The following is a 16299-nucleotide window of genomic DNA, read 5'->3' as shown; positions in this document are numbered from 1 at the left end:
TTTATTTATAATCTTTCAAAAAGTCATATTTTAATGTAAGATCATTCTTCTTAATAAGTTCACTCACAATACTGCTCTTTTTCTCAATCTGAGTTTTAGATATTCCTACACCATTAGTCACCTTGCCATCAGCTACATACGCATTTCCATCATACCAGCTTGAATCTGCGAAAAAAGCCAACGAACTATAGTCATTTGAAAGAATATCCTTACCTATATAATAGTTACTATTGTAATCAATACCAAAAAGATTTAGTACAGTAGGCAAAATATTCATCTGCATATTTGTCCTGTCAATCTTTTCTGCTTTCATGTCACTGCTCCATATAAAAAATGGTGTACGATTTATAAGATTATTATCAGTTTCTTTGTATTTATCAAGCACAGACTTGTCATTTATGGTATAAAGATAATGATCTGCATAAGCCACTATAACTGTATTATCATATAGATTATTATCCTTTAAAGCCTGCATCAGAAGTCCAACCATATAATCAGTTTCACCAACCATAAGATCTGCCACCTGCTCCTCAGAAAGTTTTGGAATTTTTCCTTTTCCATACTTCATCTCAGCTACAAGCTTTCCAACTTCCTTTTCAGTCGTAAATGGCGTATGTGGCGTATAGGATATAATATAGTCAACAAATCTTTCACTGCCTTTAAACATTTTATTATAGAAAGTTTTATTCTCAATAAGCTTTCTATCAAGCTCATAACTAAGGTCATTTTTATCTTTACTGTCAAGTATATCCTTAAGACCATAATAATTGTCATAACCCCAGCTCTTATAGTTTATTCCTCTGGAATAAAACTCACTGCTGTTCATATGAAAAGCATTGACTGCATATCCCTCTTTTTTAAACAGTTTCGCCATGGTATTATTGAATGTATTCTTATTAAATGTATATACATTTTCATTATATGAAATAGGTGTCGTAAAACCTGTATTCACAGCAAACTCTGAATTAAAAGTCGAACCACCTCCGGTATAAATAGAATAGTGATCCGTAAAATCAATGGACTCATTCTTGAGTTTATATAGATTTGGTGTGTTCTTCTTTGTCAGAAGCCATTCATCCATACCCTCCAGCTGCAAAAAAATCACATTCTTTCCTTTTAGCATACCGGTATATTTATTTGGCTTTTTCTCATCTTTCGCCTCATATATGTTTTTAAGGAATTTTCTGTCACTGTCACTTATCTTTTCCTTTGGCTTTAAAAAAGTTATATATAAATTTCTTAAAGTATATTCATAAAGTCCGGCAACTTTCATACTCTTATTTGTATCACTAAATTCATTATAAACATTTCTTGCTTTTTTAAAGCTGTTCCACTTAAGATTTTTGTTTCCGCTTCCCATTGTAACCGGGATAATCAGATGCAGACATATAAATATTACAACTGCAGCTAAAAGTTTTTTCCACTGAAAACACTCACCTTTTTTCATGTTTTTTACCGCCACAATCGCAAGTACAAATATAAAAATTGCAAGAATATATACATAAACCGGTGTATTTTTTATAGTATCAGCTATATAAGAACTTCCCTCACTTGCCAGCTCCAGCAGAGAAAAATTAAAATAAAAGTTCGTGAGAGAATAATATACAGCATTAGTCAGAAACATCACAAAACTTATAATAAACATAAGGAAGTAAAAAATCTTTCCTATAACCCCCTTAAGATATTTTGCTAATGCAATAAACAGCCCTGTCCATATTATTGTAAAAAGATTTGGCTGAATATAATATGCCGGATAAAAATCTATTTTGTATCCCATGATACGGATACTTAAATCCATGATAAAAAAAGGCAGAAACATCAGAATCTCAATTTTGTGTGATGCAATAAATCTCAAAAAACTGCTGCCTTTAGAACTGCTTCCCAAACCCGAAAAACTAAGTCCGTGTTTTCTTTTAAATCCATATAAACTCATAATGCTCCCCGTTTCTGCACTTATCTTTTGTGCATATTAGAATTTGTTTCAAGTGTACACCGACACAAATCCTGAGTGTAAAAAAATTTCCACACTCATATCTTAAAAAGTAAATTTTTTCAAACAGATTTTAATATAACACATTACAAGCATTATTTCAATCTTAATTGTTTTATCGTTTTTTTGCAAAGCAGTTCTTTTTTATTTTAATTATTTAATGTAATTGCTACTATTTAATTGATAATAAAGACCTCTTTTTTCCATAAGTTCTCTATGATTTCCTTCCTCGGCAATTCCCTTGTCAGCTATATAAAGTATCCTGTCCGCATTTCTTATCGTCGAAAGCCTATGTGCCACTATGAATGCTGTTTTTTCTGACAGTATAACATCAAGTGCTTTCTGTATCATATTTTCAGTTTCCGTATCTATCGAACTTGTCGCTTCGTCAAGTATTATCACTGACGGATTTTTAAGTATTATCCTCGCAAAGCTGATAAGCTGTTTTTCTCCTGCTGAAAGTCCCTCCCCTCTCTCTTCGAGTTCCTCGTCATATCCATGTGGCAGTCTCCCGATAAATTCATCGGCATAAATATATTTTGCGGCTGCTATGCACTCCTCGTCCGTCGCATCAAGTCTGCCGTATCTTATATTCTCCATAACAGTCCCTTTAAATATGAAAGGATCCTGCATAAGCACTCCTACTTCCTCTCTAAGTGACTCCAATGTTACTTTTCTTACATCATTTCCATCTATTTTTACTGAACCTCCGGTCACATCATAAAATCTTGTTATAAGATTTATAATTGTAGTCTTTCCTGCACCCGTCGGTCCTACAAGTGCTATCGTCTCTCCGGGCTTTACATGGAGGTTCATATTCTCAAGAATATTTATATCATCCTCATATGAAAAAGTCACATTGTCAAAATCAACCTGACCTTTTACATTATCAAGCGATACATCGCCCTCCTCATCTTTTATCTGCACTTCATAATCAATCGTATCAAACACCTGCTCAAGATTTGAGCTTACCTGTGCCATCTGCTGAATTATTATCGCTATCTGTGTGAGTGGTCCGCTGAAAAGTCCCATATAGCTTATAAACGCAACAACCGTACCTGCATCTACCTGGCTGCTTCCATTTAATATAAGATAAAGTGCAACTCCGTAAAGACAAAGTGTCCCGATATTCCAGAATATTTCAACAATCGGCGTATTTAAGTTATTTAATTTGACAATTCCCCACCATACATTGACACTCTGATTATGCAAATCCTCATAAATCGACTTATTTTTCTCAACTCTGTTATAATTCTTTACTATCTTTTCGCCCATGATAGTCTCGATAAGAAAAGCTGAACGGTTTGAAAGCTTCGCCCTGTGCCATGCAAATCTCCTTCTTATCTTATATCTCAACAAGAACACAAGAGCCATCATAGGAACTACCGTACACACGACAATAATCGTAAGCTCCGGACTGAGTGAGAGCATAAATATCGTAACAATGACAATCTTTACAAGATAGACAAGAAACATCACGACATAATTCGTAAAGAAATTTGCAAGGTCATTTATATAATCAGTGACACGCACAACAATCTTTCCGTCAGGTCTGTTGTCAAAATACTCAAAAGGAAGTTCCTGCAATTTATAAAAAATATCCTTTCTCATATCCGCAATAACACTGTGCCCCATCTGTCCCATCATACGCTGCTGTGCATAAGTAAGCCCTATATCCGTCGCAGCCAGAAAAACAAGACCACACACAACATAAAAAAGCTTAGCCATACTTTTTTCAACAACAACATCATTTATAACATATCTAAGCAGCATCGGCGGCAGCAATGCAGTACACGCTGAAACAAGCATAAGCACACAAACAATGATAAATATATGCTTATACGGCATTATATATTTTAAAATCCTGCCAAACTGCTTAATATCAATTTTTTTATGAACAACCTCATCCTCAAAATATGTATTCCTCTTAGCCATTAAATTCCTCCGTTATAATCAAATCCCAACTAATTTCTCAAAAATATTTGCGAAACTTTCAATATACTAACTTCTTAGCAAATCATAAGTTTCGCATATCATTTATGCCACCGTCTGCTTTGCCATCTGCGTCTTATACACACCAGCAAAATGTCCGTCAAGCTCCATCAGTTCATCAAAGGTGCCCCTCTCAACAATTTTTCCATTGCTGAGATAAATTATCTCGTCACAATCGACAACGGATGACATTTTGTGTGCCGCTATAAGAATAGTTCTTTCCTTATAATATGTCCTCAAATTTTCAAGAAGTTTTCTTTCTGTCTCTGCATCAAGTGCACTTGTTGAATCATCAAATACAAATACCGGTGCATCCTTTAGCATTGCCCTGGCAATAGAAACCCTCTGTTTCTGACCTCCTGAAAGACCAAATCCTTTTTCACCTACTATCGTCTGATAGCCGTCAGAAAGTTCATTTATAAAATCATCTGCCATTGCTCTTTTTGCACATTCCCTCACCCTGCTCTCATCAACATCAGGGTTTGCAAATGCAATATTACTGTCAATGGTATTTGAAAATAAGAATGCATCCTGAAAAACATATGAGATTTTTTCCCTAAGCTCCGCTGTTTTATACTCCTTGACATTTGTTCCGTTCATTTTTATCTGACCGTCATTTACATCATTTATCCTTACTATTGATTTTAATAAAATACTCTTTCCGCTTCCCGTTGCTCCGACAATACCGACCTTTTTGCCATAAGGAATCGAAAGATTTATATTGTCAAGAACCTTTTTCCCGCCAAGTTCCAATGTAACATTTTCAAACTCTATATCAGGCTTATCTATATCTTTTGCAGTTTTTTTGCCATCCTTAATCTTTGTCTTACAATCCATAAACCTCATTATCTTATCCCCTGCAACAATCTGCTGCTGCATCTGAAAGAGAAGATTGTTTATCTGTGATACATGATCCATTATTTTCATGACATAACCTGACGCTGCAACCAAAAATCCTACAAGCATCTCACCCTTTATAACAAGCAATGCACATAATGCGATAGTTCCAATATAAGCAACCTGTTTTATCGAACTAAATATAACCTCAAAACCTGCCGAAAGTTTAACCTGATTTATATATGACTGTTTCATGTTCATATTTGATTTATCAAACTTCTCTTTTTCCCTTCCCTCATTTGTAAATGACCTTACAAGACGGACAGCCTCTATATTTTCCTGAACTGTAAGATTCATATTACTGTTGCTGGTTCTTATGGCTCTGTAATTTTTCTGAGCCTTTTTCCTAAATTTCAAAAGTGCCACAACAAAAAATGGTGCAAGTATAACCGGAATTATAAGCAGTGTGATATTTATCGATGTAAGCAATATTATACACGCACCAAACACAAACATACTGTCAAACATTCCCGGAATAATTCTTCCAAACAGGTCTTTCATCATAATCGTGTCAGTATGAAGCGTAGTTAAAAGTTCACCCGTGTTGTACTCAGATACAGTCTGGCTGTCAAGTTCCATCAGCTTATCAAAAGTTACAATTCGTAAATCCGTCTCAAACTTCAACGCATACTTTTCAAACATTGTGTTTTTGATATATATAAAAACAAGTCTGAAAACAAGAAGTCCGACAAACACCATCGCAATATTAAAAAACAATTCAAAACTGTGCCTTTTTCCGTAATCTCCATCAATCAAAAATGCAAAAACTCCACTCGCCTTATTGTCGTTATCCATAATAACAAAATCAACAAAAAGCTCCGACACAAACGGAATCAGCAAATCCGCAATAATTGCAAGAAAACTCACAAATTGCAGGACAACCGCCGCCACTATGTACTTTTTCCAGTATTTAAAACCAAATTTTATCGCATCCATTCTTAATCCTTTCCTTATTTCATTTCTATTTAATGATAAGATAAATTTTTATATTTTTTTCGTGTGCGTACACGATTTTAATCTTATATAAAGAGGGTAAATCACTACCCTCCTTATATTCTTAATTATATTTAGGTATTTGCGAAACTATCATAAATCTTGATTAAATTGTGCAGATATAACAAATAGTGTTAGTCGGCATTTTTGTACACACAAATGAATGCAATTTTCTAAGTAAAAATAATGTATGCTTGCATACAATTATTTTTGCTGAAAATTATATGAGTGAAACGAACAGCGAGAAAATTTTATTTTCCAGCTGTAGCATTCATTTTTATATCAGCGTTTTTTGCTGATTTATGTACTGCTACGAACGACAACATAGCGAAAGCGTGCCGACGATATTATTTGTTATATCTGTGCAATTGATACAACATATAGTTAGTTTCGCAAATCCCAACATCCTTAAAGTGTTTCACCCTCAACAATATTGTAACCAACAACGCAGTCCTTTATATCTTTCTCACCATTTATCATCCTGATAAGATTCATTGTCGCCTTTCGTCCCGTTGTCTTTATATTACAGTCAACCGATGTAAGTCTCGGTGAAATATTGTCAAGTATTGCAATATTATCAAAACCTATAATACCAACATCCTCCGGCACTCTGATATTATTTTCCCTAAACATCGTCATAAGTCTGACCGCCGGGGTGTCATTACGGCAAATGAAGACCTTTTTCATACCGTCTTTTCTTTTTGCTATCCCAACAAGCTGTCTTTCATCCATATCTTCAAGGATTTCACCATCGCCGAGCATCTCCTCTTTCAGTCCCTCAAGATAACCAATACGACGCTGTTCAATAGAAAAAACATTGATGCCGCCTGATTTCATCTTTTCAAAATGCGGGTCGATATATATCATTTCGTTATATCCTTTTTGTGCAAGAAAAGAAACTACATTTCTCATAATCTGACGGCAGTCAACATCAACATGGACAAAATCACACTCTATCCTGTTATATATGGTAACTATAGGAATCCCAAGTTTCTTTAAAAAAGAACTAAACTCCACGCCCTTGCCAAGTGGAAAAAGTATGATACCGTCAACACGGCGTTCTGCCATATACTTTATAGCTTCCATCTCTTTTTCAGGGTCATTGTGAGACAATGCAAGATTTACAAAATAACCATGCTCCCTCGCCGTCTGCTCTATGCTTTCAACAAGAAGTGCAAAAAAGTTGTTGCTAAGGTCAACCGAAACAATCCCTATGGTTTTTGTACTTCCGATTGCAAGACTTTTAGCAAGATGATTTGGTCTGTAATCCATCTGCTCTGCCATTTCAAGTATGTGCTGCTTAGTGCTCTCCCTGATGCCGCTCCTGTTATTGACCGCCCTGTCAACCGTTCCCTCGGAAACACCGCAGGCCTTTGCAAGTTCCTTAATTGTACATGAAATATATATCACCTCTTTTAATTGCTTATCGAAGTATTTGCGAAACTACTGTTATGTTGTGTTAATTGCTATGATATAACAAATAATTTAATTACAGCTAAAGGTCGTTTCGCAAATATAACTTTCTATCCATAAACAATATAATTTCAAATTTCCGTGTGCGTACACGATTTTTAGATATAATACCACCTTTGTTTTATCTTTTCAAGTCATTTTTTAGCTTCTTTTTTCTAAAGTGTGATGCCGTTTTACAGAATACTACCGCCACCAGTGTGCTTATTCCCGTAGCTATCAGTCCCGGTACAACAATACCTACAGGATTTACGCTTCCGTACTGACTCCTGTAGGCTATTATGTTTACGGGTATTAACTGTAGTGATGATATGTTTATTACAAGAAATGTACACATTTCATTGCTGGCACGCATCTTTATCTTACTTATATCTTTATGAGCTTTTTTTATTCTTGCTCTCTCAATCTCTGCCATCTCTTTGATTGCCTTAAGTCCCATTGGTGTTGCCGCCCAGCCTAGTCCAAGCATATTTGCAACCATATTGGCAGTTATGTATTCATTGACAACATGGTTTCTGTCAATATCAGGAAACAGAAAATGAACGACAGGTGATAAAAATTTTGTCATTCTATCCATAAGACCTGCCTGCCTTGCAACTTCCATAATCCCACACCACATTGCCATTACCCCAAGCATTGTTATTGATAATGAAACTGCTTCGCCCGCACTCTCTATTATAACATCAGACAAAGCCTGTGCTTTTCCGTTTGCAAGACCGTATGATATTCCCCCAAGAATCATAAATGCCCATATATAATTAAGCATACTTTTCCTCCAAGATTTTTTAACATTATCCCACAATCTGTAACAGTTCAGCCATAAAAAGATAATTGGCAATACAATGAGCTTGTTCATTGTATTGTTAAGTACCTTTTTATGGTAGAATAGCCTTTCATTTCTGAAATGAGGGCAAAGCCCTCGCGAGCACGCTCAGATGGAACAAATTTATTTGTTCCATCCTCACTTTGCTTTCGCGTAAATAAACAAAAGCTGCAAAGCAGCGACTGACAGCTTGCTGGCAGGTTTATGAATGTAAGAAATGCAAGACTGAACTGTTACCACAATTTTGATGTTGGGGTCAAAAGGTATTTTGCCCCTTGCATCATAATTTTATAATTACATGAATTTCAACATTGCTGTACAAACTTGAATTTCGCAGCATTTTATCTTGACTGTTAAGCAGATATTCGCAATTTGCTCTGCCGTCTGTTCATAACACTGTGCTTTTATTTCATATAAATAATATTCATTTTTCAGCTATATATGCACATTTTTATGATTTTCTGCCCGGCTTTATAACATTTTCTCTTATAATCTCACAATTACGGCTTTCCTGCATATAAATAATATTTTGCATTTTCGCAATGGTGAGTTTTCTTTCCCTGCCAAAATAACTTTTATTCTTTTAGATTTTCACTACTTTCCCACTTACTGCCAACCGCTTACTTATTCTTCTTTATCCTGTGCGGACACACAACAAAGCATCTGCCACAGCTTATACATTCTCCGTCCCTTATATCTGCTTCATCATATTTCAAATGAACGGGGCATCTGTTTGTACAGGCACTACAACGTTCAAAGCACTGCTGCCCTTTCTTCTTTACATGAAATATCGGAAGTTTTGGAAGTAGTGAAAACACTGCTCCAAGAGGGCAGAGAAACTGACAGAAAAATCTTTCCTTAAGCATCATTCCGACTACTATCAGTAATAACAGCACAACTCCGGTAATGTATGCACCAAGTTTAAAGTTTCTGCTCGTTATAAGAGAAAATACCGTCCACGGACTGTATTTTGTAACATATTCCCCTTTTCCCAAAAAGCAAAATCCAATGACACAAATCAGCACGATATATTTTAATTTTTGCAAGTAAACCTGCCATTTTGACGGTATGACAGGTAATTTTCTCCCCGTCTTTTTCTGAATAAATTCTGAGAGCATATAAAACCAGTCTCCAACAGCACCGAATGAACAGACAAATCCACAAAATATCCTCCCAAATATAATCGTGACAGCACATAATATCAACAGTTTTATCACGAAATCAGATAATATGAGATTTTCGCCTTTTCCTATCAGTGCCACCGCTTCTTTCACACCTGCAAATGCCTGTGAGAAAAGTGACGGCATAAATATAAAAAATATTATCTGGACTATCACCCTGAAAATCTTTAAAGTCCTTATTTTTTCTTTAACATTCATTATTTCTAAACTTTTACCTTTCCGTAAATTTTTCTTTTTGTAACATTTCAGTTCTAATTAAGCTTTAATTCGTGAATATAAAGTTTAAAAAGCTGAATCATTACTTTTTTTCTTTCCGTTTTTTATAGCATCTTTCATCGCACTTATTATCCCATTTGACGACAATGTTGCTCCCGATACCGTATCAACATCAACCAACTGTTTATCAATGACATCATCAAGTATTTTTTTTGCCGACTCAAGATAATCTTTCGTCTCGTTTTCAGCCGATAATATCTCTACTTTTTCAAGCTTATTATCCTTTACGGTAAGACGGACTTTTATCTCTCCGCCAAATCCGTCACCGCTGCCCTCATAAATACCGTCATCAGCAAAATAAATGTTATTACCACTATCACTTACAACTTCTTTTTTATCTGTTTTTTCGGCTATTGCTTTTTTCTCCTCACCGACTTTGTGCACATTGATGCAGTATAAAGCTAGTATTCCTGCAACAATCAACAGATTAACGCTTTTTATAATAAAAACTCTCATCAGTTTACCGCCTTTTTATTTATCAAACTTTTTCTAAATATCCGTCTTTTTACCTTTCCGCCCAATCTATACCTGTATTGCTATTGCATTTTTACAACAGTTATTTTATAACAGCTTCATCAAGTGCCTCACGATACATACCTATAAGAGTTTTTGATGTACAGGTCGCACCTGACACCGCATCAAACTCACCATTTAATGCCGCATTTATCTGAGTCAGAAGTCCCGGAATTTTCTTTGTTCCGTTTACCGATTTATTATAGTAAAATCGATTTGTCTCATCTGAGAGAACCACATTTGAAAATCCTGCAAAGTGATTGTCATTAAATAACAAATCTGCCGAAATCGTATATTCCTCAAATGCTTTTGACTCATCAGGATATACCGTTGCCACTTTAGAATATGTACCGCTTCTAAGCAGAATTGACGGTTCAGGCAAAGCCGTCTCCTGCGGTGTACTGCTTATCATAGGTTCAGAAGATGTTAGAGGCTTTGAAGAAGCCGGCACATCTGTCTGTAAAGGATTTACTGTATTTGCTGGTACTGCCGTATCTGCCGGTGCAGGTACTTCAACCGGAATTTTTGAAGGAGCAGGAGTTTTTTGTGGTTTTATTCCTCCTTTTTTTGCTGCCTTATTAAGTGCTTTCAGATACAGGTTCACTATTGTTTTTGAGGAACAGGTAGCTCCCGATACCGCACTTATCCCATCTGACAACTGCCTGTTTACTATCTGTCCGACAACACCCTTTTCTCCTGATGCTCCATTCGCCGCTCTCATGTAATAAGTCTTGTTCGCTTCGGCTGTTGATAAAAAATCAGCTATCTTTACGCATTTTCCTTTTGAAAATTTCACAACCGCACTAAGTAAATATTTTTCAAAATCTTCATTTTCATCAGGCTCACATACCGCACTGACTTTATAATTTCCGTCTGCTATACTGCTTTTTGGCACTTTTTTCTTTTTATCAACTTTTATTGCCACAGGCTTTTTTGTCGAAACAGGCATGGTAGTCTTTTTTAATGCAGTTTTTATCGTCTTTCCGTCTGCCTTTGCAACTGCCTTATTATAGGCATCCATATACGCATTTATAATAGCTTTTGACGAATATGTAGCCCCCGATACAGCATCTGCATCAGACGCATTTTTTCCTACAAGCCGGTTTACCATGCCGCTCCATGCCTTATTCATAAATGCATTATTTGCACTGTCCGTATTGCCTGACATTTTCATCCCATAAACCGCAACTGCCTCTCCATTTTTAAACCTCGCCTTCAGACTTACCGTATAGCCGAATTTTTCACAGATACTCTCACCGCTAAATTCTCCGTCAGCAGGTTTCCCGCTCTTTTTCTTTGTATCAGCAACAGCCGTTACTTTTGTCTTTGTATCTGTATCGCTTAACTTTGTATCTGTTTTATCAGTATCCGCCTTATCCTCTGATTTCTGCTTAGTATCATCATTTCCGCCAGATGTATCCGCTGAAATATTTTTCTCAATTTTCCTGTAATGCGCAAGGTCATTATTTGCAACATATATTCCACGAAGTGAAAATCCGGCTATCACTATTGATGGAATAATAAAAATCAGCATTTTAAGATTTTTGATAAGATTTTTTGGTATATTTATCTTTTCAAAAACCTTATCTTCTCCTGCTGTATTTTTTGCAGCAACATTTCCCGTATCCTCAATATTATTCTTTCCCACAGCCTTATCTTCAATGTTATTTTTTTCTATATTTTTATCTGTATCCTCAATATTATTCTTTTCCGCAACCTTATCTTTCAAATCTCTTCCTCACTTCCAAACAACCTCTATTTTATAATCCACAAATACATCATATTCACACACATTTTCACCAATCAAATCCCCAGCCAACAATTATCGCTCTATGTAATAGTATTTATTTTCTTTCTATCCATATTTATTTTTTCTGGTATTATTTTCCATAACCCCGTATAACGCACAAAACGGAAGGCTCACCATGATGCGACACTATCGCACCATGTATAACACCTTCCTTTTTATTTTGCCTATACATATTTACAAACATATCATAATATGTACTTAAAATTAGTTAAAAACTATTTAACTTTCACATTCTTTACGGCAGACCATTTACTTGCTGTTTTTCCACTTCCTACAGCTTTTACTCTTACAAAGTATTTTTTACCTGATTTTAATCCGCTTACTGTCAATGTTGTTTTCTTTGTAGTCTTTGTTGTTGACTTTTTAAAGTTTTTTGTAAGTGAATACTGCACCTGATAACTTGCTGCATTAGCTGATTTTTTCCAGCTTACTACCGCTTTTGTTTTTTTAGCTTTTACCTTTACGCCTGTTGGTGTTTTCGGTGTCTTTACAGCTTTTACAAGATTTTTCATTGCGTCGCTTAAATGATTGTAAGCTTCATCTACAACCGCCTGATAATGAGCTGTTTTTGCAAGTTCTTCCTCTGCTTCTTCAAGCTCTCCTGCAAAATTCTTCCAACTGTCCGCTGTGTAATCAGCTTCTTTTAATGTCTTAGCATCTTTAACAAGTGCTTCAAGCTTGCTTATGTCGGCATTTTCAGTAGTTGTAACCGTGTCAACGATATTGTCCTCTGTCACTTCAAAATCAACTGTTGTGTCCTCAAAACCAAGTGCATAGACTGTAATACTCCAATAGCCTGTTCCGTCTGTTCCACCCGGAAGTGCTGCTCTATATGAATCTGTAAGACCAAGCTGAATACCCATTGCTTTGTGCATCCAGTTGTCTGCCGCAAATTTTGTACCAAATGCTGCAAGTGCATTTTTGCGTGTAGAGTCATTTCCATAATATGTCCACTTTACAGCCTGCATCTTTGCACCGAGTGCACCGTAACCCTCGCCTTTTGATGTATCTGCATCATCTGCATTGTTTAAGTCTACTCTTAAAAATTCACCATAACTTCCATTTGCTTTCTGAACCTGAGTTTTCAGCTTTGAAGCTTTTGCAAGTGTCTCATCCTTTATACCAGAATCATTTCCCGTCTTTCTTGCACTAAACTTAAATGTTCCATCTTTCTGCTCTGCCGCAGTCTTAAGACCGTTTGTATTTGCAGTAACATCTGCTTTAAGGTAATAAGCTGAAAGATTCATCTCACTGTAACCACCTGCAAGTTCACCGTCATTTTCAACAACTTTATAGATTTTCTTAAAATCAGAAAGTTCAGATGTCTTTACGGCAACAGGAACATATTTAAGACCTGTAACTTTGTATTCTTTTAATTTTGTCTGTGAACCATCAGCCTTTGTGATAGTTCCTTTGCTATATGATACACTTGTTCCGTCTGTGAGATAAAGTGTTTTTCCATCTGCTGACCAATGAGATACATTAAACTCACTTCCATCTTCACCATAGATAACAGTATCACACTGATAACTTCCTCTATGAAGTCCATGATTTGTAGTTGCTCTTGAAACAGCATCAAAAGCACCTTTATCCAACTCTCCTCTTGCATCAGCCTCAGTGTTTGCATCAGTCATACTCTTTGTACTCTGCAGGTAAATATCCTCTGCATCCCAATACTGATCCCATGTAAGTCCGGCATAAAGATATGTATAATCATCTGCTGCCTTTGTTTTAATGTCTGCTGCATATCCCAGTGTGACAACCATTGCCGTTGACAATGCGACTGCAATGCTTTTCTTAATAATTTTCCTCATCGTTGCTGTCTCCTATCATGTGTATTTGTATAATAAATGTTTTGTCCGTTCATGATAAATATCTTTAAAGTTAATTGTATATAACTTTAGTAAGATACCACTTACTTAGACATCAACCATTATATTTCCCATATAACATGAAGTCAAACACTTTCTTGCTTAATAAACAAAACTTATCAAATAAAACACTTAAATATTATTTTACAACAAAATAGAGAGCCGGCATAACCGACTCTCTATTTTGGATAATAAATGAGAAAATTTATGTTACAAATATAAACTTATAACCTATTTAACCTTTACTGTCTTTGTTACTGTCTTATAACCAGACTTTGTAACCTTTACAGTAATCTTTGTGTTCTTCTTAAGTTTAGAAGAAACCTTCAATGTGAAATTCTTTCCACTTACTTTAGCTGTTTTAGCTTTATCTTTTCCAACTGTAACTTTTACTTTTGCTTTTGCAACTGAAACAGATCCTTTAACAACCTTTGTTCCTGCCTTTGCTGTAACTTTCTTTACAGACATTGACTTCTTCTTAGAAGATGATGAGCTGTTTGACTTGTTTGATGCTGATACCTTTTTATACTCTGTAGTTATACCAGAAAGTCCAACTTTTTCACCTGTAATATGAACCTTAAGTGCATCTGCTGCATTAGGAACATCACAATTTGCTACAAATTTATAAGATTTTGATGAATCTGCATTGCTTACAATCTTGTTTGTGATAGTAATTTTTGAGCCAACTCTCTTTACTGTTACTGTAACCGAAGCATCTTTCATTACTTCAAGGTATGTATTCCAATCAGCAGCACCATCGCCCCACTCCATAGTAGAGCCATCATCAACCCATGTTCCTGCAAACCATCCAAAGTTATCTGCACGAGTTGAAATGTACTGTCCTGCTCCGTCAAAAATTTCTACAATGTAATTGTCCCAGTTGTTTGTTCCAACTGATTTGTTTGTAAATTTATATACAAGCTGGAAGTTTCCGCTAACATCTTCATCACCTGTATTTGCTGTAAATGCATCTCCAATATCAAGATCCTTAACTGTTGCATCACCAACTGCCGCTTCTGCTACATTCTTGTTTGCTGGTACAGCAACTACTGCTGTTGAAAATGCCATTGTTGTTGCAAGTGCGATTGCTAAAATTTTCTTTCTCATGTCTAATTCTCCTCTCGATTTCAATTTATTAAAGTTTTCGTAAACTATTTTAGTTTTTATTATAATAACATAGATATTACAAAAAGTCAACATAAAAATAAAATATTTCATATATTTTTTTTCATATTTTGCACAATTTTTATTAACACAGCAAAAATGCGTAGTGAAATTTTTACAATTTCACTACGCATATGTAACTGTTTTATATACAGTTTATACTAAACTATCTGTAATCAAACTTTGATTTAATTATTTAGCGATAGCTTTAACCTGCTTTGGAGAAAGTGCTTTGTTCCAAAGTTTAACATCATCGATGTATCCCTTGAATCCTGTATCCCAAGCATTAAGTCCGAGGAAGAACTTGTTAGAGTTTGACATAGTTCCCTTTGCAACTGTTCCGTTTCCGAAAAGTTTTCCGTTTACATATGTCCAAGCATGGTAAGATTTAACATATGTCTTTTCACCCTTTTTACCATACTCACAATAACCCTTCTTATCCCAAGAAGTTTTCTTTGTATTTACAACGAGTGTGATGTGTGTCCATTTTCCTTTTGATACTGCAAGGTCTGCTGTCCACTTACCTTTTTTATCCTGGTGACCATACCATGGGAACTGATCATTCTTTCCGTTTGATACACTGTGTGACCAGATTGTAGGAGAGTTAGACTTGTTATCAAGCCATGAATCCTTTGTAATTGAAAGCCACTTTGTGTTCTTAGGATCTGTAATATGGCTTCCTGTGAAGAACATAGCCATGAAGTTTGAAAGATCTGTCTCAGGTTTAACCCAGAATGAAACTGTCCAAGAACCGTTTCCAAGCTTAACACCTTTAAGCTCAGCACCCATAGAAGCTGCCTTTCCACCTACTGTTCTTGAGATGTAAAGAGCCTTTCCATGTTTACCTTTCTTATACTGAAGCTTTGCTTTCTTGTTTGCTGTAGGTAAAACACCTGTCTTTGTCTTTCCTGTTCCACCACTTGCTGTATCACCTTTACGAGCAACTCCTACTACTTTTTTGCTTGCACCATTCATGCTGAATGTGTACTTTGGCTTTGGAGCTGATGCTGCATCTGCTGCTGTCTGTGGCTGTGCTGCATAAGCTGCTCCTCCAACAACCATAGCTGCTGCTAAAACTCCGCTTAATAATTTCTTATACATTGTTTTATTCCTCCTTTTAATAAAAGAATATGTTTTATTGATTTGTAAATTATTTTAGCATTAGTTACCTATTTTGTCAACAGTTTATGACTAAATTATTAACAATTCGTAAATATAACTTTTTTTGTATATTTATTCATAAAGTATTTTACGAATAAATGATTTTTCATATACAAGACAAATCATGCTTAAAACCACCGCATTATCAGGCAGCTTAT

General features: G+C 35.6%; 11 protein-coding genes. All 11 read right to left on the bottom strand.

The window, feature by feature from the left end; genetic code table 11:
* Nucleotide 1: 1 nt before the first annotated feature.
* Nucleotides 2-1933 carry an alkaline phosphatase family protein gene (locus tag DWZ63_RS00095; protein ID WP_055944022.1) on the bottom strand — a complete coding sequence of 644 codons (1932 nt, stop codon included), beginning with the start codon at nt 1931-1933 and terminating at the stop codon, nt 2-4.
* A gap of 210 nt (nt 1934-2143) precedes the next feature.
* Nucleotides 2144-3925, bottom strand: a complete 1782-nt coding sequence (locus tag DWZ63_RS00090; protein WP_118498124.1) for an ABC transporter ATP-binding protein — start codon at nt 3923-3925, stop codon at nt 2144-2146.
* A gap of 102 nt (nt 3926-4027) precedes the next feature.
* Entirely contained in the window at nt 4028-5815 is a 1788-nt protein-coding gene (locus tag DWZ63_RS00085) for an ABC transporter ATP-binding protein (protein ID WP_055944029.1), read from the bottom strand.
* Nucleotides 5816-6280: 465 nt separating this feature from the next.
* Nucleotides 6281-7282 (bottom strand): LacI family DNA-binding transcriptional regulator, encoded by a 1002-nt coding sequence (locus DWZ63_RS00080; protein WP_022014709.1) that lies wholly within the window; start codon nt 7280-7282, stop codon nt 6281-6283.
* A 184-nt stretch (nt 7283-7466) separates the two neighbouring features.
* Nucleotides 7467-8108 (bottom strand): nucleoside recognition domain-containing protein, encoded by a 642-nt coding sequence (locus DWZ63_RS00075; RefSeq protein ID WP_055944033.1) that lies wholly within the window; start codon nt 8106-8108, stop codon nt 7467-7469.
* 677 nt (nt 8109-8785) lie between these two features.
* Nucleotides 8786-9544 carry a 4Fe-4S binding protein gene (locus DWZ63_RS00070; protein WP_055944036.1) on the bottom strand — a complete coding sequence of 253 codons (759 nt, stop codon included), beginning with the start codon at nt 9542-9544 and terminating at the stop codon, nt 8786-8788.
* A gap of 84 nt (nt 9545-9628) precedes the next feature.
* Nucleotides 9629-10078: an FMN-binding protein gene (locus DWZ63_RS00065; RefSeq protein ID WP_055944039.1), complete on the bottom strand. Its 450-nt coding sequence runs from the start codon at nt 10076-10078 to the stop codon at nt 9629-9631.
* A gap of 100 nt (nt 10079-10178) precedes the next feature.
* Complete coding sequence (locus DWZ63_RS00060; RefSeq protein ID WP_118498122.1) at nt 10179-11864, bottom strand: FMN-binding protein; 1686 nt, start codon at nt 11862-11864, stop codon at nt 10179-10181.
* 296 nt (nt 11865-12160) lie between these two features.
* Nucleotides 12161-13759, bottom strand: a complete 1599-nt coding sequence (locus DWZ63_RS00055) for a penicillin-binding Tp47 domain C-containing protein (protein WP_082440729.1) — start codon at nt 13757-13759, stop codon at nt 12161-12163.
* Nucleotides 13760-14047: 288 nt separating this feature from the next.
* The gene (locus tag DWZ63_RS00050; RefSeq protein ID WP_055944045.1) at nt 14048-14923 is read right to left on the bottom strand and encodes a hypothetical protein; all 876 of its coding nucleotides are present in this window, start codon (nt 14921-14923) and stop codon (nt 14048-14050) included.
* A 249-nt stretch (nt 14924-15172) separates the two neighbouring features.
* On the bottom strand, nt 15173-16081 hold the full coding sequence (locus DWZ63_RS00045) for a LamG domain-containing protein (protein WP_055944048.1): 909 nt from the start codon (nt 16079-16081) through the stop codon (nt 15173-15175).
* Nucleotides 16082-16299: the final 218 nt, after the last annotated feature.

Source organism: Clostridium sp. AF34-13 (assembly GCF_003477845.1).
Classification (GTDB): Bacteria; Bacillota; Clostridia; order Lachnospirales; family Lachnospiraceae; genus Butyribacter; species Butyribacter intestini.
Note: the sequence above shows the minus strand (reverse complement) of the source record. Positions and strands in the feature narration are given on the sequence as shown.

Excerpts from the sequence above, each read along its gene's own strand:
- DWZ63_RS00075 (WP_055944033.1), bottom strand. The coding sequence starts at position 8,108 with ATGCTTAATTATATATGGGCATTTATGATTCTTGGGGGAATATCATAC.
- DWZ63_RS00050 (WP_055944045.1), bottom strand. The coding sequence starts at position 14,923 with ATGAGAAAGAAAATTTTAGCAATCGCACTTGCAACAACAATGGCATTT.
- DWZ63_RS00055 (WP_082440729.1), bottom strand. The coding sequence starts at position 13,759 with ATGAGGAAAATTATTAAGAAAAGCATTGCAGTCGCATTGTCAACGGCA.
- DWZ63_RS00095 (WP_055944022.1), bottom strand. The coding sequence starts at position 1,933 with ATGAGTTTATATGGATTTAAAAGAAAACACGGACTTAGTTTTTCGGGT.
- DWZ63_RS00090 (WP_118498124.1), bottom strand. The coding sequence starts at position 3,925 with ATGGCTAAGAGGAATACATATTTTGAGGATGAGGTTGTTCATAAAAAA.
- DWZ63_RS00070 (WP_055944036.1), bottom strand. The coding sequence starts at position 9,544 with ATGAATGTTAAAGAAAAAATAAGGACTTTAAAGATTTTCAGGGTGATA.
- DWZ63_RS00065 (WP_055944039.1), bottom strand. The coding sequence starts at position 10,078 with ATGAGAGTTTTTATTATAAAAAGCGTTAATCTGTTGATTGTTGCAGGA.
- DWZ63_RS00085 (WP_055944029.1), bottom strand. The coding sequence starts at position 5,815 with ATGGATGCGATAAAATTTGGTTTTAAATACTGGAAAAAGTACATAGTG.
- DWZ63_RS00045 (WP_055944048.1), bottom strand. The coding sequence starts at position 16,081 with ATGTATAAGAAATTATTAAGCGGAGTTTTAGCAGCAGCTATGGTTGTT.